20 protein-coding genes and 1 riboswitch are annotated in these 23,576 nt (G+C 71.9%); of the genes, 12 read left to right on the top strand and 8 right to left on the bottom strand.

Annotated elements, in window-relative coordinates:
• Positions 1-298: 298 nt before the first annotated feature.
• Both A6035_RS16155 and A6035_RS16160 read right to left on the bottom strand, forming a co-directional pair.
• Complete coding sequence (locus A6035_RS16155; RefSeq protein ID WP_108848776.1) at positions 299-1,933, bottom strand: long-chain fatty acid--CoA ligase; 1,635 nt, start codon at positions 1,931-1,933, stop codon at positions 299-301.
• Between the two features lie 155 nt (positions 1,934-2,088).
• Positions 2,089-2,517: a carboxymuconolactone decarboxylase family protein gene (locus tag A6035_RS16160; protein ID WP_108849340.1), complete on the bottom strand. Its 429-nt coding sequence runs from the start codon at positions 2,515-2,517 to the stop codon at positions 2,089-2,091.
• 172 nt (positions 2,518-2,689) lie between these two features.
• Here A6035_RS16160 and ggt point away from each other — a divergent pair, with 172 nt between their 5' ends.
• The 5 genes from ggt to A6035_RS16185 all read left to right on the top strand — a co-directional run bounded on the left by ggt (position 2,690) and on the right by A6035_RS16185 (position 8,769).
• On the top strand, positions 2,690-4,714 hold the full coding sequence (ggt, locus tag A6035_RS16165) for a gamma-glutamyltransferase (protein ID WP_108848777.1): 2,025 nt from the start codon (positions 2,690-2,692) through the stop codon (positions 4,712-4,714).
• 142 nt (positions 4,715-4,856) lie between these two features.
• A riboswitch (cobalamin riboswitch) is annotated at positions 4,857-4,917 on the top strand.
• A 114-nt stretch (positions 4,918-5,031) separates the two neighbouring features.
• The gene (locus A6035_RS16170; RefSeq protein ID WP_482764225.1) at positions 5,032-6,036 is read left to right on the top strand and encodes an ABC transporter substrate-binding protein; all 1,005 of its coding nucleotides are present in this window, start codon (positions 5,032-5,034) and stop codon (positions 6,034-6,036) included.
• On the top strand, positions 6,033-7,061 hold the full coding sequence (locus A6035_RS16175) for a FecCD family ABC transporter permease (protein ID WP_108848778.1): 1,029 nt from the start codon (positions 6,033-6,035) through the stop codon (positions 7,059-7,061). The genes A6035_RS16170 and A6035_RS16175 overlap by 4 nt, the downstream gene beginning before the upstream one ends.
• A 59-nt stretch (positions 7,062-7,120) precedes the next feature.
• Positions 7,121-7,945 carry an ABC transporter ATP-binding protein gene (locus A6035_RS16180; protein ID WP_108849342.1) on the top strand — a complete coding sequence of 275 codons (825 nt, stop codon included), beginning with the start codon at positions 7,121-7,123 and terminating at the stop codon, positions 7,943-7,945.
• Complete coding sequence (locus tag A6035_RS16185; RefSeq protein WP_108848779.1) at positions 7,945-8,769, top strand: MBL fold metallo-hydrolase; 825 nt, start codon at positions 7,945-7,947, stop codon at positions 8,767-8,769. Before A6035_RS16180 ends, A6035_RS16185 begins: the two co-directional genes overlap by 1 nt.
• Positions 8,770-8,787: 18 nt before the next feature.
• Here A6035_RS16185 and A6035_RS16190 read toward each other — a convergent pair whose 3' ends face one another.
• The gene (locus A6035_RS16190) at positions 8,788-9,459 is read right to left on the bottom strand and encodes a TetR/AcrR family transcriptional regulator (protein WP_244192470.1); all 672 of its coding nucleotides are present in this window, start codon (positions 9,457-9,459) and stop codon (positions 8,788-8,790) included.
• Positions 9,452-11,962, bottom strand: coding sequence for an MMPL family transporter (locus tag A6035_RS16195; RefSeq protein WP_108848781.1), 2,511 nt, complete (start codon positions 11,960-11,962; stop codon positions 9,452-9,454). The genes A6035_RS16190 and A6035_RS16195 overlap by 8 nt, the downstream gene beginning before the upstream one ends.
• Positions 11,963-12,110: 148 nt before the next feature.
• Here A6035_RS16195 and A6035_RS16200 point away from each other — a divergent pair, with 148 nt between their 5' ends.
• The 3 genes from A6035_RS16200 to A6035_RS16210 all read left to right on the top strand — a co-directional run bounded on the left by A6035_RS16200 (position 12,111) and on the right by A6035_RS16210 (position 15,407).
• Entirely contained in the window at positions 12,111-12,656 is a 546-nt protein-coding gene (locus A6035_RS16200) for a DUF421 domain-containing protein (protein ID WP_108849343.1), read from the top strand.
• A gap of 80 nt (positions 12,657-12,736) precedes the next feature.
• The gene (locus A6035_RS16205; protein ID WP_108848782.1) at positions 12,737-13,639 is read left to right on the top strand and encodes a hypothetical protein; all 903 of its coding nucleotides are present in this window, start codon (positions 12,737-12,739) and stop codon (positions 13,637-13,639) included.
• A complete protein-coding gene (locus tag A6035_RS16210) occupies positions 13,632-15,407 on the top strand; it encodes a GMC family oxidoreductase N-terminal domain-containing protein (protein ID WP_108848783.1) in 1,776 nt (591 codons plus the stop codon). Before A6035_RS16205 ends, A6035_RS16210 begins: the two co-directional genes overlap by 8 nt.
• A gap of 48 nt (positions 15,408-15,455) precedes the next feature.
• Here the strand turns inward: A6035_RS16210 and A6035_RS16215 are convergent, their stop codons facing one another.
• Positions 15,456-16,325: an oxygenase MpaB family protein gene (locus A6035_RS16215; protein ID WP_159149492.1), complete on the bottom strand. Its 870-nt coding sequence runs from the start codon at positions 16,323-16,325 to the stop codon at positions 15,456-15,458.
• Between the two features lie 132 nt (positions 16,326-16,457).
• Here A6035_RS16215 and A6035_RS16220 point away from each other — a divergent pair, with 132 nt between their 5' ends.
• From A6035_RS16220 to A6035_RS16235, 4 genes are all read left to right on the top strand, one after another.
• On the top strand, positions 16,458-17,261 hold the full coding sequence (locus A6035_RS16220) for a siderophore-interacting protein (RefSeq protein ID WP_108848785.1): 804 nt from the start codon (positions 16,458-16,460) through the stop codon (positions 17,259-17,261).
• A 116-nt stretch (positions 17,262-17,377) separates the two neighbouring features.
• Positions 17,378-18,358, top strand: coding sequence for an ABC transporter substrate-binding protein (locus tag A6035_RS16225; protein WP_108848786.1), 981 nt, complete (start codon positions 17,378-17,380; stop codon positions 18,356-18,358).
• Positions 18,355-19,362, top strand: coding sequence for an ABC transporter permease (locus A6035_RS16230; RefSeq protein ID WP_108848787.1), 1,008 nt, complete (start codon positions 18,355-18,357; stop codon positions 19,360-19,362). Before A6035_RS16225 ends, A6035_RS16230 begins: the two co-directional genes overlap by 4 nt.
• A 2-nt stretch (positions 19,363-19,364) precedes the next feature.
• Positions 19,365-20,156 carry an ABC transporter ATP-binding protein gene (locus tag A6035_RS16235; protein ID WP_108848788.1) on the top strand — a complete coding sequence of 264 codons (792 nt, stop codon included), beginning with the start codon at positions 19,365-19,367 and terminating at the stop codon, positions 20,154-20,156.
• Between the two features lie 128 nt (positions 20,157-20,284).
• Here the strand turns inward: A6035_RS16235 and A6035_RS16240 are convergent, their stop codons facing one another.
• Genes A6035_RS16240 through A6035_RS16250 form a run of 3 tightly spaced genes read right to left on the bottom strand, consistent with a single transcriptional unit; the run spans position 20,285 to position 23,483 of the window.
• On the bottom strand, positions 20,285-21,160 hold the full coding sequence (locus A6035_RS16240) for a glycosyltransferase family 2 protein (RefSeq protein WP_108848789.1): 876 nt from the start codon (positions 21,158-21,160) through the stop codon (positions 20,285-20,287).
• Positions 21,157-22,374, bottom strand: coding sequence for a glycosyltransferase (locus A6035_RS16245; RefSeq protein WP_244192471.1), 1,218 nt, complete (start codon positions 22,372-22,374; stop codon positions 21,157-21,159). Before A6035_RS16245 ends, A6035_RS16240 begins: the two co-directional genes overlap by 4 nt.
• Positions 22,371-23,483: a glycosyltransferase gene (locus A6035_RS16250; RefSeq protein WP_108848790.1), complete on the bottom strand. Its 1,113-nt coding sequence runs from the start codon at positions 23,481-23,483 to the stop codon at positions 22,371-22,373. The genes A6035_RS16245 and A6035_RS16250 overlap by 4 nt, the downstream gene beginning before the upstream one ends.
• Positions 23,484-23,576: the final 93 nt, after the last annotated feature.

The raw sequence follows: 23,576 nt of genomic DNA on the forward strand, positions 1-23,576 counted from the left end.
TGCCCCGCCCGCGCTCGTGTTCCACCAGCACGACGCGCCTCTGCCCGCCCCGCCCGAGCCTGCTCCGGGTGCGGGCGAGGTCAGTTGCGCAGGCGGAGCCGTCCGCGCCAACGCGGGGATCCGATAGGTGTCGTAGGGATCCGATAGGTGAGCTGAGCGCCAGCCGGGCGGCCGGCAGCCCCGCTGTCCGACGAGAAGACGGTTCCACCTGCATCGGCCGAGTGGGCGCGTGCGGAACCGTCTTCTCGATGGGCGAAGGGCGCCCGCCGCCCGGCGGACCCGGGCGGCGGGGCCGCGGTCAGCTTTCGAGGGCGTTGATCACCTCGAGCTGGCCCTCCGAATGCGAGGCGCGGATGCGCTTCTTGTCCAGCTTGCCGACCGAGGTCTTGGGGATCTCGTCGACGAATGCGAAGCGCTCGGGCACCTGCCACTTGGCCATCCGCTCCGCCAGGTGCGCGCGCAGCTCCTCGACGTCCGGGTCGGGGATGCCCTCCTTGACGACGATCGTGGCCAGCGGGCGCTCGTCCCACTTGGGATCCGGCACACCGACGACGGCCGCCTCGGCCACGGCCGGGTGCTCGAGCAGGTAGTTCTCCACCTCGACCGAGGAGATCCACTCGCCGCCGGACTTGATGATGTCCTTGGCGCGGTCGGTCAGCTGGAGGAAGCCCTCGGGCCGCACGTAGCCGACGTCGCCGGTGCGCAGCCAGCCGTCGTCGAACGAGTCGGTCGCGTCCACCTTGTAGTAGCTGCCGGTGATCCACGGGCCGCGGACCTGCAGCTCGCCCACGGACTCGCCGTCCCACGGCTGCTCGTTGCCGGCGTCGTCGACGATCCGCGCCTTGACACCTGCGAGGAAGCGCCCCTGGGTGGTACGCAGCTGGAACTGCTTCTCCTCCGGCAGGTCGGCCTTGGGCCGCGACAGCGTGCCGATGGGCGAGGTCTCGGTCATCCCCCAGGCGTGGATGATGTTGATCCCGTAGTGCTCCTTGAACTTGCGGATCAGCTCCGGCGGGCAGGAGCTGCCGCCCACGACGACCGCGCGGAAGCTCGACATGTCCACGGGATGGTCCACGCTGTAGGCGTCCAGGGCCATCCAGATGGTCGGCACGGCGGCGGCCAACGTCGGACGCTCGGAGGCGATCATCGCGGCGAGCGGCTCGGGCTGCAGGAACCGCTCCGGCATGAGCAGCGAGGCGCCGACCATGAACGCGGCGTACGGCAGGCCCCACGACATGGCGTGGAACATCGGGACGATCGCCAGGACGTTGTCGTCCAACGAGATGTCCATGCCGTCGGACATGCACACCTGCATCGAGTGCAGGTAGATCGAGCGGTGCGAGTAGACGACGCCCTTCGGGTCGCCGGTGGTGCCCGAGGTGTACGCCATCGCGGCGCCCGAATTCTCGTCGACCTCCGGCCAGTCGAATTCGGTGGGCTGGGCGGCGAGGAGCGCCTCGTAGTCGTGGACCGTCATCCCTTCGGGCGCCTCGAGCGTATCGGCCGCGCCACCGGTGACGATCACGTGCTCGACCGTGGAGAACCGCGGCAGCAGCGGCTGCAGCAGCGGGATCAGGCTCGGGTCGACGATGACGACCTTGTCCTCGGCGTGGTTGGCCACGAACTCCACCTGGTCCGGGAACAGCCGGATATTGAGCGGGTGCAGCACCGCGCCCATCGAGGGGATGGCCAGGTAGGCCTCCATGTGCTCGGAGTTGTTCCACTGGAACGTGGCGACCCGCTGGTCACCGTCGATTCCCAGCGACCGCAGGGCGTGGGCCAGCTGCGCAGCGCGCTTGCCGAGGTCGCCGAACGAGATCTTGCGCGGCCCCTCCGCGGTCCAGGTGGTGACGACGGCGTCGGAGTGGACTGTCGAACCGAACTGCAGGATCGTGCTGATGTTCAGCTGCTCCGGCATCATCGTGCTGCGCATGGGAGGGGCTCCTTACTCGCTGGGCGTGCGTGACCTGCGGGCCACGTGCGTATGCCGTAGGTCACTCTTCAGGCCGAGACTACCCCCACCCCCTCCCTACCACCCGCTCACGGGGGAATCGCCCGCGACCGTGTAGAAGAACCACGACACCGAGGTCAGGCGCCAGACGACTCCTCGTCGAGGGCGTCGAACACCTCCTGGACCGTCTTCATCGCCGAGAGGGCCGCCGGCGCCCCGCAGTACCCCGACGCGTGGATGACGGCCTCGGTGATCTCCTCCCGCGTCAGCCCGTTGGTCAGGCCCCCGCGGACGTGACCGGCCAGCTCGGCGTTCGCGCGCAGCGCCACCAGCATCCCGATGTTGAGCAGGCTCCGGTCCCGCCGACCCAGGCCCGGCCGGTCCCAGATGTTGCCCCACACGTTCTCGGTGACCACGTACTGGATGGCCTCCGACGCCGTCCCGGCCGCCCGGTCCATCGCCCGGTCGACGAAGGCGTCCCCCATCACCTCGCGCCTGGCCGCGAACCCCTGCTCGCGCAGGTCCCGGGCCGCAGGCCCGTCGCCGGCAGAACTCGTCGTCGTCATCTGGTGGTCCTTCCGCTGGGCGTCGTCGGTCAGTGCCTCGTGGGTCACCGACCATCCTCCCCTGCCGCGTCCCCGCCGGAGGACCCGTCCCGTCTCGGGCGAAAGCGCCACACCGACCGCGCCGCCGGAGCAGTCTGGGGTCAGGTATCCGGCTCGGGAAGGCGGCCCGCCCATGCGCTCACGGTCAACCCGACGGATCGCACGCGCGGTCCTCGCGCTCGGACTCGCGCCCGTCCTGGTGATCTCCGCCTGCTCGACCGAGCCCGGAGGGGCCGAGGAGGACGCGACGGCCACCTCGTCGTCGTCGCCCCCGGACCGCGCCACCTCCGGACGGCCCGGCACGCTCGGCGGCGAGCCCCTCCCGGTCCAGGACACCGCGCCGTGCGCGCAGGACGGCGGCGGCACACCCGTCGCCCGCACCGGCGACGGCCAGGCCGGCCCCGAGGGGCCCATCACGTTGAACCCCGAGGTCGCCACCGGGTTCCGCACCGGGATGCGGCCCGTCGCCACCGCGTCGTACTCGGTCTCCACCGCGCACCCGCTGTCGACCCGGGCCGCATGCGAGGTCCTCGCCGACGGCGGCACCGCCGCTGACGCCCTGGTCACCGCCCAGGCAGTCCTCGGGCTGGTCGAACCGCAGTCGTCGGGACTCGGCGGCGGAGGGTTCCTCGTGCACTACGACGCCGACCTCGGCCAGGTCGAGACCTACGACGGCCGCGAGACCGCACCCGCCGCCGCCACCGGCGACTACCTCCGGCACATCTCGCCCGAGGACACCGGCGCCCCGCAGCCCGACGCCCGGCGAAGCGGGCGGTCCATCGGCGTGCCCGGCATCCTCCGCCTGCTCGACTCAGCGCACGCCGACCACGGCGAGCGCGAATGGCGCGACCTGTTCGACCCCGCGGTGCTGCTGGCCGACGACGGCTTCGAGATCAGCCCACGCCTGGCCGAGTCGATCGCCGCGTCCGCCGAGGACCTCGCCCGGGACCCGGACGCCGCCGGGTACTTCCTCGACGGCGACGCCCCCAAACCCGCCGGGACACGCCTCACCAACCCCGCCTATGCCAAGACCCTGTCCGCGGTGGCCACCGAGGGTGCCGCCGCGTTCTACACCGGCGCGATCGCCGAGGCGATCGTCGACCAGGTCAGCACCGAGCGCGAGGGCATCACGCCCGGCGCCATGACCCTCGACGACCTGGCCGGATACGAGGCCGTCACGCGCGACCCCGTGTGCAGCCCGTACCGCGACCACGCGGTGTGCGGCATGGCGCCGCCGTCCTCGGGAGGCACCGCCGTCGCCTCGACCCTGGCCATGCTCGCCGAGTCCGACCTCGCCGCGTACCCGCCGACCGACGTCGGCCCCGACGGCGGCCTGCCCGCGCCCGAGGCCGTGCACCTGGTCACCGAGGCCGAACGGCTCGCCTACGCCGACCGCGACGTCTACATCGCCGACCCGCGCTTCGTGCCGCCGCCGCTGGGCTCTGCGATGACCCTGCTGCGGCCCGGCTACCTCGCCGGACGCGCCGGCCTGATCGACACCGAACGCTCCATGGGCGAGGCCGAGCCCGGCGACTTCCCCTTCGATGCCCGCGGCGTGTTCACCGGCCCCGAGCACGGCACCACGCACATCAGCATCGTCGACGCGCAGGGCAATGCCGCCGCGCTCACCACGACCGTCGAGTCCGCGTTCGGCTCCTTCCAGATGGTCGAGGGGTTCCTGCTCAACAACCAGCTCACCGACTTCGCCGCCGAGCCGCGCGACGAGGCCGGGGAACTGCAGGCCAACCGCGTCCAGCCCGGCAAGCGGCCGCGCTCGTCCATGGCCCCGACGCTCGTCTTCGACGGCACGCCCCTCGCGCGCGGTGAACTGCGAGCGGTGGTCGGGTCGCCCGGCGGGTCGCGAATCATCCAGTTCGTCGTCAAGACGCTGGTCGGGATGCTCGACTGGGACCTCGACCCGCAGCAGGCCGTGGGCTCCCCGTCGTTCGGCGCGATCAACTCTCCCGAGACCGCGATCGGCGGCGAGCACCCGGCGGTGACCGACGACTCCGAGCTGACCCGGTGGCTCGCCGAACGCGGCCACGAGGTCTCCACCGAGGAGCAGTCGTCGGGGCTCTCGGCGATCCTGCGTCAGTCCGACGGCACGCTGGTCGGCGGCGCCGACCCGCGGCGCGAGGGGGTCGTGCTGGGCGGGTGACGCGGCGGTTTCCGCTCGGAAGCTCGGCGGCGGGGTGGCGACGCCGGTCGGCGAGGCGGCAGCTTCTGCCCGCCGCGCCTGCTCGGCTACCCTCGAGAGGTCCGGCCCCCTGCGCCGGGCGCCCCGCGGCAACTCGGCGGAAGTCGGTGTGAATCCGACGCTGTCCCGCAACTGTGATCCCGTCCCCGGACGGGCGAGCCAGGTCGGCCGGTGCCGCGGTAGCCGTACGTACTGACCTCGGACGAAGGACGGTCGCGTGCAGCGGCCCCACCGCCGCGGCCCGAGCTGTTTTCGTCCTCCGAGCCGCGGAGGATGCCATGCACCACCACAGTGCCCCGATCGGGCCGGATATCCCGGACGCCACCGGCGCCCCGGACGCCCCTCGCGCCGGCCACGCCCAGAGCCCCCGACGCACCAGTCGCGCCCGCTCCCTGCTGATCGCGCCCCTGGCCGCCCTGGCGCTCGTCGCCACCGCGTGCAGCGGCTCCGACGGCGAGGACCCCGTCCCCGCCGACAAGGCCGGCGCGGCGGCCGACGAGCCGCAGGCCATCGTGTCCCTGAGCCCCACGACCACCGAGATGCTCTACGCCGTCGGCGCGGGCGATCAGGTGGTGGCGGTGGACGAGCGGTCCGACTTCCCCTCCGACGCGCCGGTCACCGACCTGTCCGGCTACACGCCCAACCTCGAGGCGATCCTGGGCTACGGCCCCGACCTGGTCGTGCTCACCGACGACAACGCCGACATCGTGGCCGGCCTCGAGCGCTCGGGCGTCGAGGTGCTCCAGCTGCCCGCCGCCCAGACCCTAGACGAGACGTACACCCAGCTCGAGCAGGTCGGCGCGGCCACCGGCAACATCGGCGAGGCCGCCGAGCTGGTGTCGGAGATACAGACCGACATCGACGGGATCGTCGCTTCCGTGCCCGAGCGCGAGACTCCGCTGACGTACTTCCACGAGCTGGACGACACGTACTACACCGTCACCGACGCCACCTACGTCGGCGAGGTCTACTCCATGCTCGGCCTGACCTCCATCGCCACCGGGGACGACACCTACCCGCAGCTGTCCGAGGAGCTCATCCTCGAGGCCGACCCGGACCTGGTCTTCCTCGCCGACGGGCAGTGCTGCGGCGTAACCCCGGAGACCGTGGCGCAGCGTCCCGGCTGGGACGGGCTCACCGCCGTGCGCGAGGACCGCGTCCACGTGGTGGACGAGGACCTTGCCAGCCGCTGGGGCCCCCGCATCGTGGACTTCATGCGCGAGGTCGCCGCGATCGTCGCGCAGATCCCCGCCGACCAGCCCGCGAACCAGCCGGCCCCGTGACCCGACCGTCGCCCCGCCACGCCCTCGTGCTGGGCGGGGCGACGCTGCTCTTCGGGGCGGCGATGCTGCTGGGCACGCTCATCGGCCCGGCCGGGCTCACCGCGGGCGGCGTGCTGCTCGACCTGCTCGACCGCCTGCCGTTCATCGCGGTGGACTCCGGTCTGACGGAGCGCCAGCAGGTGATCCTGTGGGAGATCCGGATCCCGCGCGTCGTGCTGGGCGCGATCGTCGGCGCCACGCTGGCGATCGCGGGCGCCACCTACCAGGGCGTCTTCCGCAATCCGCTCGCCGACCCGTACCTGCTGGGCGTGTCCAGCGGCGCCGGCCTGGGCGCGACCCTGGCGATCGTCGTCGGCGGCGCGATGGGCTCGGCGATGGTGCCGCCCGCCGCGTTCGCCGGCGGCATGATCGCCGTGATGGCCACGTACGCACTGGGGCGCAGCGTGGGCGGCGGGCGCGGCGAGGTCGTCATCATCCTCGCCGGCGTCGCGGTGGCCGCGTTCGCGAGCGCCATCCAGACCTTCTTCATGCAGCGTCACGACGACACGCTGCGGCAGGTGTACTCGTGGATGCTCGGCCGCCTCACCACGAGCGGCTGGACCGATGTGCGGACGGTCCTGCCGTACGTGCTGATCTCGGTGGCGGTGATCGCCCTGTTCCGACGCATGCTCGACGTCATGGCGGTCGGCGACGTCGAGGCCGCCACCCTGGGCATCGCGCCGGCGCGCGTGCGCCTCATCCTCATCAGCGTCGCCACCCTCGGCACGGCGGCGGTCGTCTCGGTCTCGGGCCTCATCGGCTTCGTCGGCATCGTCATCCCGCACGCCGTGCGCATGCTCATCGGCCCCGGCCACCGGCTGCTGCTGCCCACGTCCCTGCTGGCCGGGGCGACGTTCCTCATCCTCGCCGACGTCGTCGCGCGCACCGCCATGAGCCCGGCCGAGCTGCCGATCGGCGTGGTCACCGCCGCGATCGGCGCCCCGTTCTTCCTGGTGGTCCTGCGCCGCAGCCGGGGGCATATGTGAGCCGGACCGACCCCGCCCGCCGGGCGCCCGAGAGCCCGGCCGACCGGCACCGCCCCGCCCTGGCCTGCCGGGACCTCCACGTGGCCCGCGACCGCACCCCGGTCCTGCACGGCATCGACCTGTCGGTCCGCGCCGGCTCCTGGGTGTCGCTGGTCGGCCCCAACGGGTCCGGCAAGACAACCCTGCTGTTCGCGCTCGCCGGCCTCATCCCGGCGTCGGGGGGCATCGAGGTCGACGGGTTCGCGCCGCGTCGCGCGGGTCGCCGCCGCGTCGCGCGGACGGTGGCGATGATGCCGCAGCGCCCGGTGGTGCCGGAGGGCGTCACCGCGCGCGAGCTCATCCACCTGGGCCGCACGCCGCACATCGCCCGGTTCGGGACCGAGAGCGCCCGCGACCACGAGATCGTCGAGAGCGTCATCGACCGCCTGGATCTGCACGAGCTCGCCGCGCGCACCGCGACCACGCTGTCCGGCGGCGAACTCCAGCGGGTGGTGCTGGCCCGGGCGCTCGCCCAGGAGCCGCGGGTGCTGCTGCTCGACGAGCCCACCAGCGCCCTCGACATCGGTCACCAGCAGCAGGTGCTGGACCTGGTCGACTCGATGCGCCGCGAGAGCGGGCTGACGGTGGTCGCGGCCATGCACGACCTCACCTCGGCCGCGCACTACGGCGAGCGGCTGGTGCTGCTCGACGGCGGGCGCGTCGTGGCCGACGGCCGGCCGGAGGAGGTGCTCACCGCCGAGCGGGTGGAGCAGGTGTACGGCGCGCGCGTCGAGGTCCTGGCGCGCCCCGACGGCCCGGCGGTGCTGCCGCTGCGCGGCGCGGGAGCGGGGCTCGGCGAGGAGGGCGCGCCCGGGCGCGCGGAGCCCGGGGAAGGCGCGCCGTGATGGAGGTCGTGCTGTTGGGCACGGGCGCGGCCGACGGCTGGCCCAACCCGTTCTGCCGGTGCACGTCGTGCGGCGAGGCACGCCGGCTCGGCGTGGTGCGCGGCCAGACCTGCGCGCTTGTCGACGACGAGCTGCTGATCGACTGCGGCCCGGAGGCCCCCGGCGCGGCGGTGCGGCTCGGGCGCACCCTGGCGTCGGTCAGACATCTGGTCATCACCCACGCCCACGCCGACCATCTCGGTCCGCAGGCGTTGCTCTACCGCTCGTGGGTTCCGGAGGCGGGTGGGCTCGAGGTGGTCGGTCCCGCCGACGCGCTCGAGGTGTGCCGTCCGTGGGTCGGTCCGGACGACCCGGTGCGCTTCCTCCCGGTCGTTGCCGGGGACCGGCTCACCGTGGGCGGCTACGACGTGCGCGTGCTGCCGGCCCGGCACCGGGTCTTCCGCGACGGCGACGCCGTGCTCTACGACCTCACCGGCCCGGACGGGACGCGCGTGCTCTGGGCCACCGACACCGGTCCGTGGGACGAGGACTGGTTCGCCGCGGTCCGTGACGCCCGCTTCGACGCGGTGTTCCTCGAGGAGACCCTCGGCGACCGCGAGGAGCTCTCCCCCGCGCACCTGGGCCTGGCCCGGTTCGGTGGGATGCTCGCGCGACTGCGCGAGGTGGGCGCGGTGGCCGACGCGACCGAGGTGGTGGCCGTGCACCTGGGCCACCACAATCCGCCGCCCGACGTCCTGGCCGCGCGGTTGCGCGGGCTCGGCGCCCGGGCCGGTGTCGACGGCGAGGTGGTCTGCTGCGGTCGCGGCCGCCGGGCCCCCCGGTGACCGCGACCGCGACTCGCCCTAGCGGCGCTCGCCGCCGCGCAGCAGGTTCCCCGCGCCGTTCTCCAGGACATCGAATGCCTCGTCGAGGTAGCCCGCGCGGCTCTTCTGCTCGTCCTGCCCGCCGCGGTCCTGCTCGCCCGCGTCGTTCTGCCCGGCGCCGCCGTCCGGCCGACCGCCGCGCGGGCGGTGGCGCAGCACCGACGCCCCGGCGGCCAGGCTGAGGTCCACCAGCACGCGGACGCGGAACCGGCTGAGCTGCGGCTCCCGGCGGCCGATCGCGTCGTACAGCGGGTCGAGGATCTGCTCCGCGAGGCACGTCCGGGCATCGCTGGAGAGCATGATGCCGATCTGTTCCCCGGCCACGAGCAGGTTCTCGGCGGCCTCGATGTCGTCCGACGAGCGCCCGTAGAGCTCCCGGAACATGGTCCGGAAGATGTCCACGGGGGTCAGGTCCGCGTCCGCCTGGTCCACCTGCCGCACGAACTCGGCGATCTGCTCGCGCAGGAAGTGCACGAACGCGTCCTCGCGGTGGGCGAAGTAGTTGTGGAACGTGCGGGTGGAGACCCCCGCCCGCCCGGCGATCGCCGAGACGGTGGCCCCCTCCGCCCCCTCGGCGACCAGGAGTTCCACGGCGGCCGCCGAGAGACGGGTGCGGGTGTCGGCCTTCTTCCGCTCCCGCAGGCTAGCCATCGGCCCGCGTCCCGACGCCACCACCACCGTCGGTGTCGCCGTCGAGCTCATGCCTACCGGCGCCCGGGGACTGGTCGGAGACGGTCTCGGCGGAATGCCGGCCCACGGCCAACGCGTCGGCGTGGACCACCTCGTCGTCGTCACCCTCCCCGGCGCGGTCCCCGGCCCCGCGGGAACCGTCCGCACCGACGTCCTCCAACGCCGACCCCTCGACGTCCACGGACGGCAGGATCCGGTCGAGCCAGCGCGGGATCTTCCACGCGTTCTCGCCGAGCAGGAACATCACCGCGGGGATGATCGTCATGCGGACGACGAAGGCGTCGAACAGCACGGCCACGGCCAGCGCGAAGCCCATCACCTTGATGAACTGCTCGTCGATCGTCATGAACGCGGCGAAGACGCTGGTCATGATGAGCGCGGCCGCGGTGACGACGCGGGCGCCGTGCTTGAACCCGTTGGCCACGGCGTTCTGCGCGGTCTTGCCGTGGACCCAGCCCTCGCGCATGCGGGTGACGAGGAAGACCTGGTAGTCCATCGCGAGGCCGAACACGATGCCGATGAGGATGATCGGCAGGAAGCTGATGATCGGCTGCGGGTCCGAGATGATGCCGCCCCAGCCCTCCTGCCACAGCGCGACGGTGAGGCCGAAGGTCGCCGCCACCGACAGGCCGAAGCCCAACGCCGCGATGAGCGGGACCCAGATCGAGCGGAAGACCAGCATGAGCAGGATGAACGCGAGCGCCAGGACGATGCCGATGTACGGCAGGAGCACCTCGGACAGGCGCTCGGAGATGTCCTCGTAGATCGGGGTGACGCCGGTGACGGAGTAGGTGCCGCCGGTCTGCTGCTCGAACTCGCCGATGCCCGCGCGGATGTTGTCCAGCACCGTCGCGGCCTGCTCGTCGGTCGCCCCGTACTCGGGCGTGATGAGCACCTGCGCGGCGTCGCCGGCCTCGTTGGGCTCGGTGATCTGGGCGTTGCCGACACCGTCCACCGCCTGGATGTTCTCGACGGCGGTGGCCCACGCGGCCGGACGCTCCTCCGCCGGGACCTCGAGCGTGTCGACGAGGGCGATCATCGGCGCGTTGCGGCCGGGGCCGAACGCCTCGGCCGTGAGGTCGTACGCGGTGCGGTTGGGGGTACCGGGCGACATCGTGCCGTCGGACGGCATGGCGAGCCGCAGCTGCGCGGCCGGGATCGCCAGCAGACCCAGGAGCACCACGCCGACGACGGCGTGCAGGATCGGGTGCTTGCGGACGCGGCGGACCCAGGTCAGGCCCATCGTCGGCTTCTCGTCCTCCGGGTCCGGCGCCTTGACCACCGGGACGCGGGCGCCGAAGACCTTGGTACCGACGGCGCCGAGGACGGCCGGCAGCAGGGTGATCGCCACGAAGACGGCGACCGCGACGGTCGCGGCGGCGGACAGCGCCATCGCCGTGAGGAACGGGATGTTGATGATCGACAGCGCGGCGAGCGCGATGAGCACGGTCAGACCGGCGAACACCACGGCGGAACCGGCCTTGCCCACCGCGAGCCCAGCGAGGTGCGCGCGCTCCCGGAACGGGATGGTCTTGAGCTGCTGCGCCAGCTCCCTGGGCTCGAGATCGTTGCCGCCGATATGTTTGACGAGCTCGGTGCGGAAGCGCGAGACGATGAACAGGGCGTAGTCGATGCCCACGGCGAGGCCGATCATCGACGCCAGGGTCGGGGTGAAGTTGCTGATCGTGTCCGTGAAGGACGTGGCGGCGAAGATGCCGGCGATGCCGATGCCGACGCCCACCACGCCGACGAGCAGGGGCAGGCCCGCCGCGATGAGCGAGCCGAAGGTGATGGTGAGGATGACGGCGGCCACGGCGATGCCGATGATTTCGCCGGTCGCGCTGATCTCCGAGGTCTGGAAGGCGTTGCCCGAGTAGGCGATCGTCAGGCCGTCCTGGTGCTCGGCGACGAGGTCCGCGAACGCCTCGCGGTCCTCGGTCTCGACGTTCATCGTGGTCTCGGCGGCGAACTGGAGCTGGAGGGTGCCGGTCGTCTCGTCCTCGCTCAGGGGGCTGAGCGCGGCGAAGTCGGCGTCGATCTTCTCCTGCGGGATGCCCTGCGCGGCCTTGGCCTCGGTCATCTGCTGACGCATGCCCTCGGCGGCGATCACCGGGTTGACGATCGCCTCGGTGCCCGTGAGGAAGTCGAGTTCGCGCACCTCGGCGAGGAAGGCGTCGACGTCCTCCGCCACGGCCGGATCGGTGAGCGTGCTGCCGTCGGGCGCCCGGACGACGACGGTGCCCGTCGGTGCGTCGAGCTGACTGGGCGAGCCGGGGAACCGCTCCTGGATCTCCTCCTGCGTCTCGATCGACTCGAGGCCGGGGATCTCGAAGCTGCTCGTGGTCTGCTGCGACAGGGTGGCGGCGGCCGTGCCCATGCCCGCGATGATGAGCAGCCACGCGACGATGAACCTCCACCTGTGCAGGTAGGCGGATCGGCCGATCCGGTAGAGAAATGACGCCATGCGCTGGGCTCCTCGGGGCGTAGGTGCGGCTCGCGAACCTTCGCAGTTTTGCACGCGCATTGCACGATTGCACAGTCCGTGCAAGGTTGTGTGGCGGACAACACCCCGCGCGGTTGTCTCACGACCGCCGGTGGCGCACGATCCGGCCATGGATTCCACTCTGTTCTGGGACGGCTGGGAACCGGTCGTCCACTCCGTGGTCATGGTCGTGTGCGGCTTCGTCGCGCTGGTGATCATCCTGCGGGTGTCCGGCCCGCGCACGATGGCCAAGATGACGCCGCTGGACTTCATCGTGGCCGTCACGATCGGGTCGGCGTTCGGCCGCACGCTCACCGCGACCTCGGTGCCGCTGGCCCAGACCGTCCTCGTGCTCGTCCTGCTGGTCACCCTGCAGTGGGTCTTCTCCGCGGCCCGCGCGCGGTCGTCGCGGATCCGATCGCTGCTCGACAACCCACCGGTGTTGCTCTACTACCGGGGTCAGATGCAGCACCGCGCCCTGCGGAGTCACCGCCTACTGGAGGAGGACGTCCACACGGCCGCCCGGCAGTCGGGAAAGGGATCACTGGAGGACGTCGCCGCCGTCATCCTCCAGCAGGACGGCAGCCTCGGCGCGATCGGTCGCGACGACCTGGGCGATTCGTCGAGCCTGCTGCCCTATACGAACCGCCCCGATCTCCGCGCCAACGAGGGATGAGAATTCCCTGAATCTCGGTGGCGTGAGCTGCGTCACATAGTTACCGTGTCTCCACAGTGCGATCGGGGGGAGGCGGAGGCATGGACGAGTTCAGCCGGAGAACGTTCCTCGCGCGGGCGTCCATGCTCGGAGCCGCCGTCGGTCTCGGCCTCGCACTTCCCGGAGCTCTGGCGCCCACCGGGGGCCCGCTCCCTGGCGCCCTTCCCCGCGCGTCCGCCCAGGGCACGGGTAGCGCGGCGCTCGACGCGGTGGAGGCGTTCTCCCTGGACACCATGCGGGGACTGTGCGTGATGGTGATGCCCGGCCCTGACCCGTGGTCGCTCCAACAGGGCACCCCGCGTACCGACCCGGGACCAATCGAGGTCGGCGGCGGCGAGTTCATGAAGGACCTCTTCGACAATTACCTCGGCATGGGGGACCAGCTCGCGCGCCCGCTCGCCCTGGGGGTCGCCCAGGCGCTCTCGGATCTGGGCGTCCAGACGGGCCCCTTCCTCGGACTGAGCGAGCCCGACGGACGCCGGATCGACCAGGTGCTCGGGTACGTCTACAGCGACCAGGTGCTCCCGCTGTCCCTGCCGGTGGCACTCCTGCTCAACACCGGCGCGCTGCTCGCCGCGCCGCAGACGATCGTCGGCCCGCTGGGTTCCCCGTTCTCTCGACTCTCGCTGACCGACAAGCTCCGCGTACTCGAGGGCATCGAGGGCCCGGTGCCCCAACTCGTCTCGATCATCGACGGCGCGTTACCGGTGCCGTTGCGGGGATCGGCGTCCGGATTCCTGAAGTTCGCCGGCGGCATCCTCCTCGAGGGGACGGCTTTCGGCGTGTACTCGGAGCAGCACGCCTACGACCCGCAGACCCGAACCGTCGACCCGCGCCCGGTGCCGTGGGACCTCACCGGTTATCGACCGAACGGCCTGGTCGACGGGCACGACGAGTTCATCGGCTACTACCAGAATCGGACGGAGGTGCCGGCAGATGCGTGATGTCGTCGTCATCGGCGCGGGAGGCGGCGGCCCGGTCGTCGCAGCGGAACTGGCCGGGCGCGGACTCGACGTCCTCGTCCTGGAGGGTGGCCCCCGCCAGGCCGACCCGGAGAACGAGTGGTCGCACGCGGAGAACGACGCCAATAACCCGAACAACGGCTTTCTCCGGTTCGGCCCCGAGGACCGCTCCAAGCCGGCGTGGTTCCGGGAGTGGACCACCAACATGTTCGTCTGGCAGTTGTCCGGCGTGGGCGGGACCACCCAGCACTACTACGGCAACAGCCCGCGCCCCATGCCCGGCGTCTTCCGTGGCTACTCCGGCGCGGACGCCGCGGAGTACGACACCGGACACCTGTTCCCGTTCACCTACGACGAGTTCGTGCCCTACCTCGAATGGGTGGAGGCCACGCTGCCCGTCGAGACCGCCGCCATGGGGACTAAGGAGGCGCTGACCTTCCGGGGCTGCGAGAACTACGGGTTGCCCCTACAGACCTCCAGGAACATCACCCGGAACGCCTTCCGTCCACAGCAGAACGCCATTCTGCAGCCGGGCGGAAACGCCGGGAAGACCGACGACCCGAATCTGCTCAACTACCCGCAGGCGACCGGTTGCAGCTTCTGCGGACACTGCTTCCAGGGGTGTTACCTGCCCCGGCAGGCACCGCGGAACCAGTTCGCCAAGCGCTCGACCGACAACAGCTACGTCCCGCTCGGTCTGTCCGCCGACGCCGTCCGCCCCGGCGGCCGCGCCTTCGAGCTGCTCGCGAACAGCTTCGTTCAGTCGATCCGCCACGAGCAGGAGGGCGCCCACACGGTGGCCCGTGGGGTCACCTGGCGGGACAACGCCACCGGGGAGATCTTCTCCGAGGACGCCCGCGTCGTGGTGCTCGCCGGTGGCGCCACCGAGAGCCCCCGGTTGTGGTTCAACAGCGGCCTGCCCAACCCCAACGACTGGGTCGGCCGCGGGCACACCGACCACTTCTTCGACTGGATCGTCGGCAGCTTCGACGAGTACACCGGCAATTCCAAGGGTGCCAACTCCTCGGCGCGAGTGGACTTCCCCGGCCGCGGCGGGATCGAGAACGTCGGGTTGGGTCCGGCGATCCAGGCTTTCGCGCTCAGCCTCTCCGACTCGGGCTCCCGCGGCTACTACGACAACGGCCGGGGGTTCACCGGCCCCTGGGACGGGCCGGCCGGCCGCCTGGTGGGCAATGAGCTCAAGGAGCTGATGATGGGGGGGATCGACAATCTGCTCAACTTCCTCGTCATCACCGACGATCACGTCGAACCGGGCAACCGCGTGACCCCGTCACTGTTCCCGGCCGACGAGAACGGCGCGCCCGCGAAGATCGACGTCTCTCTGCGACACCGCAAGCGCCGCACTCTCGAGAACCGGGAGTTCATGGTTCATCGCGCTGCCGAGATCATGCGCGCCGCCGGCGCCAGGAAGGTCTACCGCCTCGACTGGGCTCCCCTGCTTCTCCACGTGCATTCTTCGATGCGGATGGGCGAGTCGGACCAGAACTCGGTTCTCGACGTCAACGCGGAGGCCCGGTGGGTCAAGCGGTTGTTCATCGCCGACAACTCGGCGCTGGCCAACTCCCTGGGTGGGCCGAACCCGACGTTGTCGACGCAGGCGTTGGCCACGAGGACGGCGGAGAAGATCTTCCGCCTGTACTTCGACGGCGACTCGTGGGTGGACAAGGAGGCGCCGGTGCCGAGCACCGATCCGCGGATCTCGGCCCGGTTGGAGCAACTCGGCCTGTAGCGCGCCCGACACCCGGCCGATGGCGGCCGCCGGCCGGCGCCCGACCGGCTAGAAGACGCTGATCCCCAGCGCGCGCCGCACGCGCAGGTCGAGGATATTGCAGGCGTAGTAGGCGCGCAGCGGCTTCGGGAGCACCTTGCCGAGGGCGGTGGAGGCGGCGAGCACCAGGCGGCGTCGCCGCAGGTCGCCGGGGGTGATCTCCCAGTGCATCTCGTCGCGGATGCGCCGGGGCACGGCGAACTTGGTCATGGACAGGTTCCACGGGCCGATCGTCTTGTGCGCGAGCGTCCCGAGCTTCCCCATCCTGATCTCGAGCACCCGGAAGTTCGTCAGCGACTGCAGGTACTCGCGGACGGTGTCGTCGATCGTCACGTCCTCGAGCCCCTCGACGAAGCGTTGCTCGTATTCGGCCCAGGTGGACGGCCAGCGGGCCTCGGGGACGTTGAGCGTGGTGCCGAGCGGCCGGGCGATGTCGATGATGCGGTCCAGTTCCGCCTCGCTGAGCGGGCCGTGGAGCATCTCCCACTGGTCGGTGTAGTAGCGGACCAGGCACAGGGCCACCCACAGCTGGTAACCGGCGTGGTTGGCGTTGTAGCGCACCGGGCTGGACTCGGTGGAGGTCACCTGGGCGTGGATCTCGTGCACGGCCTCGTGGAAGAACTGACGGTCCTTCTCGCTGCCGAGCGTGGCCACGGCGAGGTATTGGGCGGTGGTGCGCCCCCGCTTGATGGGCCGGAGGTCTCCGCGACCGCTGTCGACGCGGCTCTCGACGACGCCGTACCCGACGGCCGGGTTCGCCAACTGCATCACGACGTTCGCGGCGGGCAGCCAGAACGCCAGGTGAGTGGAGATGTCGGGGAGACGCCGGATCCGCCGGTCCTCGACCTTCGCGATGTCGGTTCGCGTCCCTGCGGTCATCATCCACTCCCCGTCGTCGACCGTTCGATCCGATCACATATATCTTACACGGATATCCAGCGCGCCGCAGCCCCTCCCGAATCGCCGAAACCTGGAAAGATAGGGTCACCTAACCCCGACGAAGGAGTACGAGTGGCCCGCGACCGCCAGTCCCCCGCCCCGACCGTCCTGACGGTGTTGCGCACCGAGACGGTGACCGCCCACCTCGTCCGGGTGGTCCTGGGTGGCGAGAGCTTCGATTCGTTCGCCGCCCGCGCCGACACGGACAGCTACGTCAAGATCGAGCTGCCGCACGCCGGCGAGACGGTCGTGCGGACGTACACCGTCCGGCGGTGCGACCCGGTCGCGCGGGAGATCTGGATCGACTTCGTCGTGCACGGCGACGCCGGAGTGGCCGGCCCGTGGGCGCTTTCGGTCACCCCGGGCACGCAGGTCGCGCTGCGCGGTCCGGGTGGCGGCTACCGTCCGGACCCGGAGGCCGACTTCCACCTGCTGGCCGGGGATGAGACTGCGGTGCCGGCCGTCGCCGCGGCCTTGGAGTCGCTGCCGGAGGACGCCATGGGTGCGGTGTTCCTGGAGGTCGGGGGCGACGACGACGAGGTCGACCTGGCCGCGCCAGCGGGCGTGGAGGTCACCTGGATCCACCGCGGGACCCCCTCGACGGACGCCGGCCCGGGGCTGATCGACGGCGACGCCCCGCTGGTCGGCGCGGTGCGTGACCTGCCGTGGCCGGACGGCGACGTGCAGGTCTTCGTCCACGGCGAGGCCGAGACGATCATGAAGCACCTGCGGCCGTACCTGAGAAAGGAGCGGGGTGTGCCCGCCGCCCGGGCCTCGATCTCGGGCTACTGGCGACGTGGCCGGACCGAGGAGGGCTTCCGTACCTGGAAGCGCGAACTGGCCGAGTCGGAGGAGGGCCCGCAGCCCGTCAGGTGAGTCCGGGCTCATCGTGCCGGGGCGACCCGGTACCCTCATGTGCCAGCACCGTTCACGCATCCGGCCCCTCGCGTACCCACCCGGGAGGCTCAGACGGCACAGACAAGGCATGGCACATGGCATTCACACGCGCGAAGCTGTTCACCGGACTGGTCGCCACCTCGGCTCTCGTCCTCGCAGGTTGCTCGGGCGGCGGTGACGACGCCGCCGGCGATGGTGGCGAGTCCTACCGCATCGGCATCAACCAGCTCGTCCAGCACCCGGCCCTGGACTCGGCCACGGCCGGGTTCAAGGAGGCCTTCTCCGAGGCCGGGGTCGAGGTCGAGTTCGACGAGCAGAACGCCAACGGCGAGCAGGCCACCGCGCTGACCATCGCCCAGCAGTTCGCCGCCGACGACCTGGACCTCACCCTCGCGGTGGCCACGCCGGCCGCTCAGGCGATGGCCCAGAACATCATCAACATCCCGCTGCTGTTCACCGCGGTCACCGACCCGGTCTCGGCCGAGCTGGTCGACTCGATGGAGGAGCCGGGCTCCAACGTCACCGGCACCTCGGACGCCGCGCCCATCTCCGAGCAGCTCGAGCTGCTCAGGGAGCTCGTGCCGGACGCCGAGCGTGTCGGCGTCGTCTACGCCTCCGGCGAGGTCAACTCGCAGGTCCAGGTGGATCAGGCCGAGGAGGCCGCCGGCCCGCTCGGGCTGGAGATCGTCACCCAGACCGTCACCACCGTCAACGAGATCCAGCAGGCCGTCGAGGCGCTGGGTGACGTCGACGCCATCTACGTGCCGACCGACAACATGGTCGTGGCCGGCATCGCCTCGCTCGTCCAGGTCGCCGAGGACAAGCAGATCCCGGTGATCGCCGCTGAGGAGGGCACCGTCGAGGGCGGTGCCGTCGCCACCCTGGGCATCGACTACACCGAGCTGGGCCGCCAGACCGGCGAGATGGCGCTGCGCATCCTGCGCGACGGCGAGGACCCGGCCACCATGCCGGTGGAGACCGCGACCGAGTTCACCTACGTGGTCAACGAGGCCGCCGCCGAGCGTCAGGGCGTGACCATCCCCGAGGACATCCTCGCCGAGGCTGATCGCAAGTGATCGGGGCCGTCGAGGTAGGCCTCATCTACGGGGTCATGGCGTTGGGGGTCTTCCTGACCTTCCGCGTGCTCAACTTCCCCGACCTCACCGTCGACGGCAGTTTCACCACCGGCGCCGCCACCGCAGCGATGGGGCTCCTCGCCGGTTGGAACCCGGTGCTCGCGACCCTCGCGGGTTTCGGCACCGGGTTCCTGGCCGGCATGGTCACCGGCCTGCTGCACACCAAGGGTCGGATCGACGGACTGCTCGCCGGCATCCTCACCATGATCGCCCTGTGGTCGGTCAACCTGCGGATCATGGACGGGGCCAACGTCCCGCTGCTCCGGCAGGACACGGCGTTCACGCCGCTGCGTGAGGCCGGCATCCTCGGCACCTGGGGCGGCGTCGCCGTCCTCGCGGTGGCCGTCATCCTGCTCGGCCTGGTCGTGTTGTGGTTCCTCACCACCGACCTCGGCCTGTCGATCCGCGCCACCGGCGACAACGGGCCGATGATCTCGTCGTTCGGTGTCTCCACCGACTTCACCAAGACGCTCACCCTGGCCCTGTCCAACGGGTTCGTGGGCATGTGCGGCGCGCTCATCGCGCAGTACTCGGGCTTCGCCGACATCTCGATGGGCATCGGCCTCATCCTCGTGGGCCTGGCCTCGGTCATCCTGGGTCAGGCGATCCTCGGCCAGCGTCGCCTGTGGCTGGCCGTGTTCGCGGTGATCGTGGGTGCGATCCTGTACCGCCTCATCATCTTCGCGGCGCTCGAGGTGGGCCTGAACCCCAACGACATGAAGGCCATCACCGCCCTGCTCGTGGTCATCGCGCTGCTGCTGCCCCGCTGGAAGTCCGTGGGAGGCCGCTTCGGTCGTAAGCCCACCACCCCGGTCGCCGCCAACGAGCGCGCCGTGGCCGGCGTCGGCGCCGCGGTCGATCCGGGTCCCGGCACGGCGGCCGACGCTGCCGCCACCGGGTCCGCCGGGCCCGACTCCACCGCCCCCGGCACCAAGGAGGTCTGACGATGCTGTCCGTCACCGGAGTGTCCAAGACCTTCTTCCCGGGCACCGCGAACGAGCGCCGGGCGCTCAACGACCTGACGCTGATGCTCGGCGAGGGCGACTTCGTCACCGTGATCGGCTCCAACGGCGCGGGCAAGTCGACCCTGCTCAACGCCGTGTCGGGCAAGCTGCCGGTCGACACCGGCGCGATCGACATCGACGGCGTGCGCGTCAACCGCCTGCCCGACCACAAGCGCGCCAAGTACATCGGCCGCGTGTTCCAGGACCCGCTCGCCGGGACCGCCCCGAACCTCACCATCGAGGAGAACCTGTCGCTGGCGCTCCTCCGCGGTCAACGTCGTGGTCTCGGGCGTGGGCTGAGCAGGAAGCGGCGCGGGCAGTTCGGCGAGCAGCTCGCCATGCTCGAGTTGGGCCTCGAGGACCGTCTCACCGCAAAGGTGGGGCTCCTGTCGGGCGGTCAGCGGCAGGCGCTATCGCTGCTCATGGCCGGGTTCACGCAGCCGCGCATCATGCTGCTCGACGAGCACACCGCGGCCCTCGACCCGCAGCGCGCGGAGCTGGTCACGTCGATCACCGAGCGCATCGTCCGCGAGGGCGGCCTCACCACGCTCATGGTCACGCACAACATGGAGCAGGCCATCCGCCTGGGCAACCGGCTCATCATGATGCACGAGGGCCGGATCGTGTACGAGGCCGACGACGCGGCCAAGTCCAAGCTCACGGTGCAGGACCTGCTGCGCGAGTTCACCAACATCAAGGGCGCGACCCTGTCGGATCAGGCCTTCCTCGGCTGACCCGCCCGCGGGCCCCATCGAAAAGAGCGTTCCGCACACTCCCACGCGGGGAACGTGTGCGGAACGCTCTTCTCGTTCCCCGGCGACTCCGACGAACCCGGCCCAGCCGTCCGCCCGCCGGTGCCGGCTCAGCCCGCGGTGGCGCCCGTCCCGTCGGTGTCGCCGGTCGCGCCGGGCACGGCCTCCCAGCCATCGCCGACTCTGCGGACCAGCCCCATCTGCTCGAACTTCTCGAACCAGCCCGGCGCCGGCCACTCCCCCCACCGCTCGGCGTAGTGCGCCCCGTTGCGCAGCAGGTCGGCCAGGTGATCGACCGGCGGATCGACCACCGGGTGCCACCGGTGGTACGCGTGCGCACCGGCCACCAGGACCACAGGCACGCGACGGTAGAGCAGCCTGCGGCCGAAGTCGGTGTCCTCGGCGCCGTATCCGGTGAAAGCCTCGTCGAACCCACCGAAATCCGCCCGTATCCGGCGCCAGAGGTCCGGCCGCACCGCGAACGACAGCGACCAGAACAGCCCGAACTCATCCGGCTCCAGTCGCCGCGTGCCGCGGGAGGGGAACGGGCGGGCCGGGTGCGGGTCGGTGGACGCGGGCAGGTCGGCCGGGTCGGGCGCGCCCGCGGACTCCGGTAGATAGGTCACCGGCCCGAGTCCTACGACACCGTCGGAGATCTCCGAATACCGCCGACCCAGTTCGGGGCCGGGCATGCAGTCCACGTCGAGGAAGACGATCAGGTTGGCTCCCAGGTCTGCCGCCCGGTCGCCACCGAGGTTCCGACTGCGGGCGACCGGCAGGTCGGGCCCGGCGGGCAGCCCCACGATCTCGACGCCCTCGTCGGACAGCTCGTCGGCCAGTTCCCCACTGCCGGGCCTGTCGGGCAGGACCACCACGTGCCGGGCACCGGGCAGGTGCGCGGCCATCGCGCGGCGCTGGGACCACAGGTGTTCGGCGCGGCCCGGCGTGCATACCGTCACCACGGCGATCGACGCCGCGGTGGTCATCGCGCCGCTCCCACCGTCGACTCCGCGGGACCCGCTTGCGGGCCGCGCCGCTCGGCTCCCTGTTCGCACCCGCCGGCCAGCGCCTCGCGCCAGTCAGACCCGGGCTCCCGCCCGCCGACCCCCGGCTCCCGCCCGTCGGCCACCGCCTCGAGCACGCCGGCCAGCCGCTCGGCGGCGCCGTCCACCTCCCACGCCTCGCGCAGCCCGGAGCCCGCGCCCGGCGTGGAGCGGGCGGCCTCGAGGGTGCGCCGGACGGCGCCCGTCAGCTGGTCGACCGAGTCACCACGGCCGACGACCTCTGCCAGGCCCAGCCGGGCGAGGGTGGCGGCGGTGGCGTCCTGTTCGTCGAAGGGCCGTTCCTCGGGTGCGACGACGACGTGCGCGTCGGCGGCGGCGAGGTCGGCGATCGAGCTCTGCCCGGCCGCACTGATCACCACGTCGGCGCGGCACAGCTCGTCCCACGGGTCGGCCACCCAGCGACCGCCGGGACCGCCGAGGGACATCCAGTCGACCTCGCCGAGTTCGTCGCGCACGGCATCCCACCGCGCGTCGTGACCGTCTCCGCCGGAACCGCGCAGGTGCAACACCCGGGGCCGTGTCTCCCGGCGCCCGCCCGGACGCGAAAAGGCGCCCGGATCCCGACCGGCGAACCGCGAGACGCCGCCTACGGGCACGAGCGGATGTGTCGCTCCGGCGGGCACGGGCGCGCCGGCCGCGCGGGGCCACCCGCCCACCAGCGCCGTGCAGACCCCGTGGGCGAGCCGGTGCGGGGCGTCGTCTCGGCGGCCGGGTAGCACGGTGGAGATCACGGGCGTGCCCGTCAGTCGGGCGCCGAGTGTCACCTCGACGGAGACGTCGGACCAGAACACGGTCGGCGCGTGACGGTCGACCCACTCGGCGATCATCGCCATCCGGCGGCGCAGTCCGGCCTGGCGCAGCGGGACCCAGTGCAGCCGCCCACCGGCGGTCGGGTCGGGGTCCGCGCCGCAGCCGGCCCCGGCCACGGCAGCGGCACTCGCGCCGCCCGCGCCGTGCCCGCCCTCGTCGTAGTCCAACGGCAGCGCGACGATCCGAATGCGCGCGGGATCGGGAACAGCACCGTCGGCGATGCGGGCGGAGGTGAGGATGGTGACCTCGTCGTCGAGCGCGGCGGCCACCGACAGCGCCCGCTGCACGTGCCCGCTGCCGTGGTGGTGGGCGTAGATCCCGATCATGACGCCACGCCCACCAGCAGCGTTTGGAGCCGCTCCTCGAGATCGTCGATGCGGGCGTCGTGGGAGAACGCGGCCGCGGCGGCGCGGGCGGTCGCGGCCCGGTCGAGGGTGAGCGCGGCGGGGATGCCGGCGGCCAGCGCGGACGCGGGGTCGTCGCCGGGGTCGACGAGGATCACGCCGGGCTGCCCGCGCAGGATCTCGCGGACGCCGCCGCGCGCCAGGGCGACGACCGGGGTGCCGCACGCGAGCGCCTCCACGGCGGTCAGTCCGAACGGCTCCTCCCAGCAGGGGGTCACGAGGGCGACGGCCGCACTCGCGACCAGCGGCACCAGCGCGTCGCGCCCCAGCGGGCCGCGGTGGTGCGCGAGCTCACCGGCCTCCCGCAGCCGGGGCTGCAGAACTCTACGCATGTACCGGTCGTCGCCGACGCGGCCGGCGAGGTCGAGCGGCATACCCGCGAGCCGGGCCGCCTCGACGGCCAGGTGCGGGCCCTTCTCGGGCACGATCCGGCCGGTCCACACCGCACGGCGCGACGTAGCGCGGCGCGAAGTGGCCGCGCGCCCGGGACGCCAGGTGGCGAGGTCGACGCCGTTGGGCAGGACGTCGGCCCCCTGCGGCACGCGCCAGGTACCGAGGACGGATCTGCTCACGGCCAGCACCTGACCGGTGGCCGCGCCGAACCGGTCGAAGGCCTCCTGCATGCGCTCGAGCCGCGGGCAGTGCAGCGTGGTGATCATGGGCGTGCCCATCTCGGCGGCGCGTACGAGCGGGACGTGGCTGAGACTGTGGTTGAGCACGACGTCGTAGCCGGCCACGGCGACATGGTCCATGAGTCGTTCGAACTCGGCGGAGTCGGCCTCGTAGCCGCCTGGCGGGTAGTAGCTGTCGCCGCGGCCGGTGGCGGTGGCCATGGCGGTGAACTCGAACCGCGGGTCGTGCCCGTCGCTGCCGGCGGCGGCGTACAGGGTCACCCGGTGGCCGCGGGCGCGCAGGGCCCGGACCTCCTTGGCCACGACCACCTCGAGCCCACCGGCGTACGGCTCCCGTATGGGGAACCGGGACGGCCCGATCACGGCGATGTCCAGACGCTGCTCGCTACCGGCGTCCACAGCCCCCCTCGTCCTCTCGTGGCACCCGACCGGTCCGGGCGCTGCCAGAACATTGAATAGTGTCCTGCCGGGGGCCCCCGCGCCACCGCTGCG

The sequence above is a fragment of the Dietzia lutea genome (assembly GCF_003096075.1).
In the GTDB taxonomy this organism is placed as follows: domain Bacteria; phylum Actinomycetota; class Actinomycetes; order Mycobacteriales; family Mycobacteriaceae; genus Dietzia; species Dietzia lutea.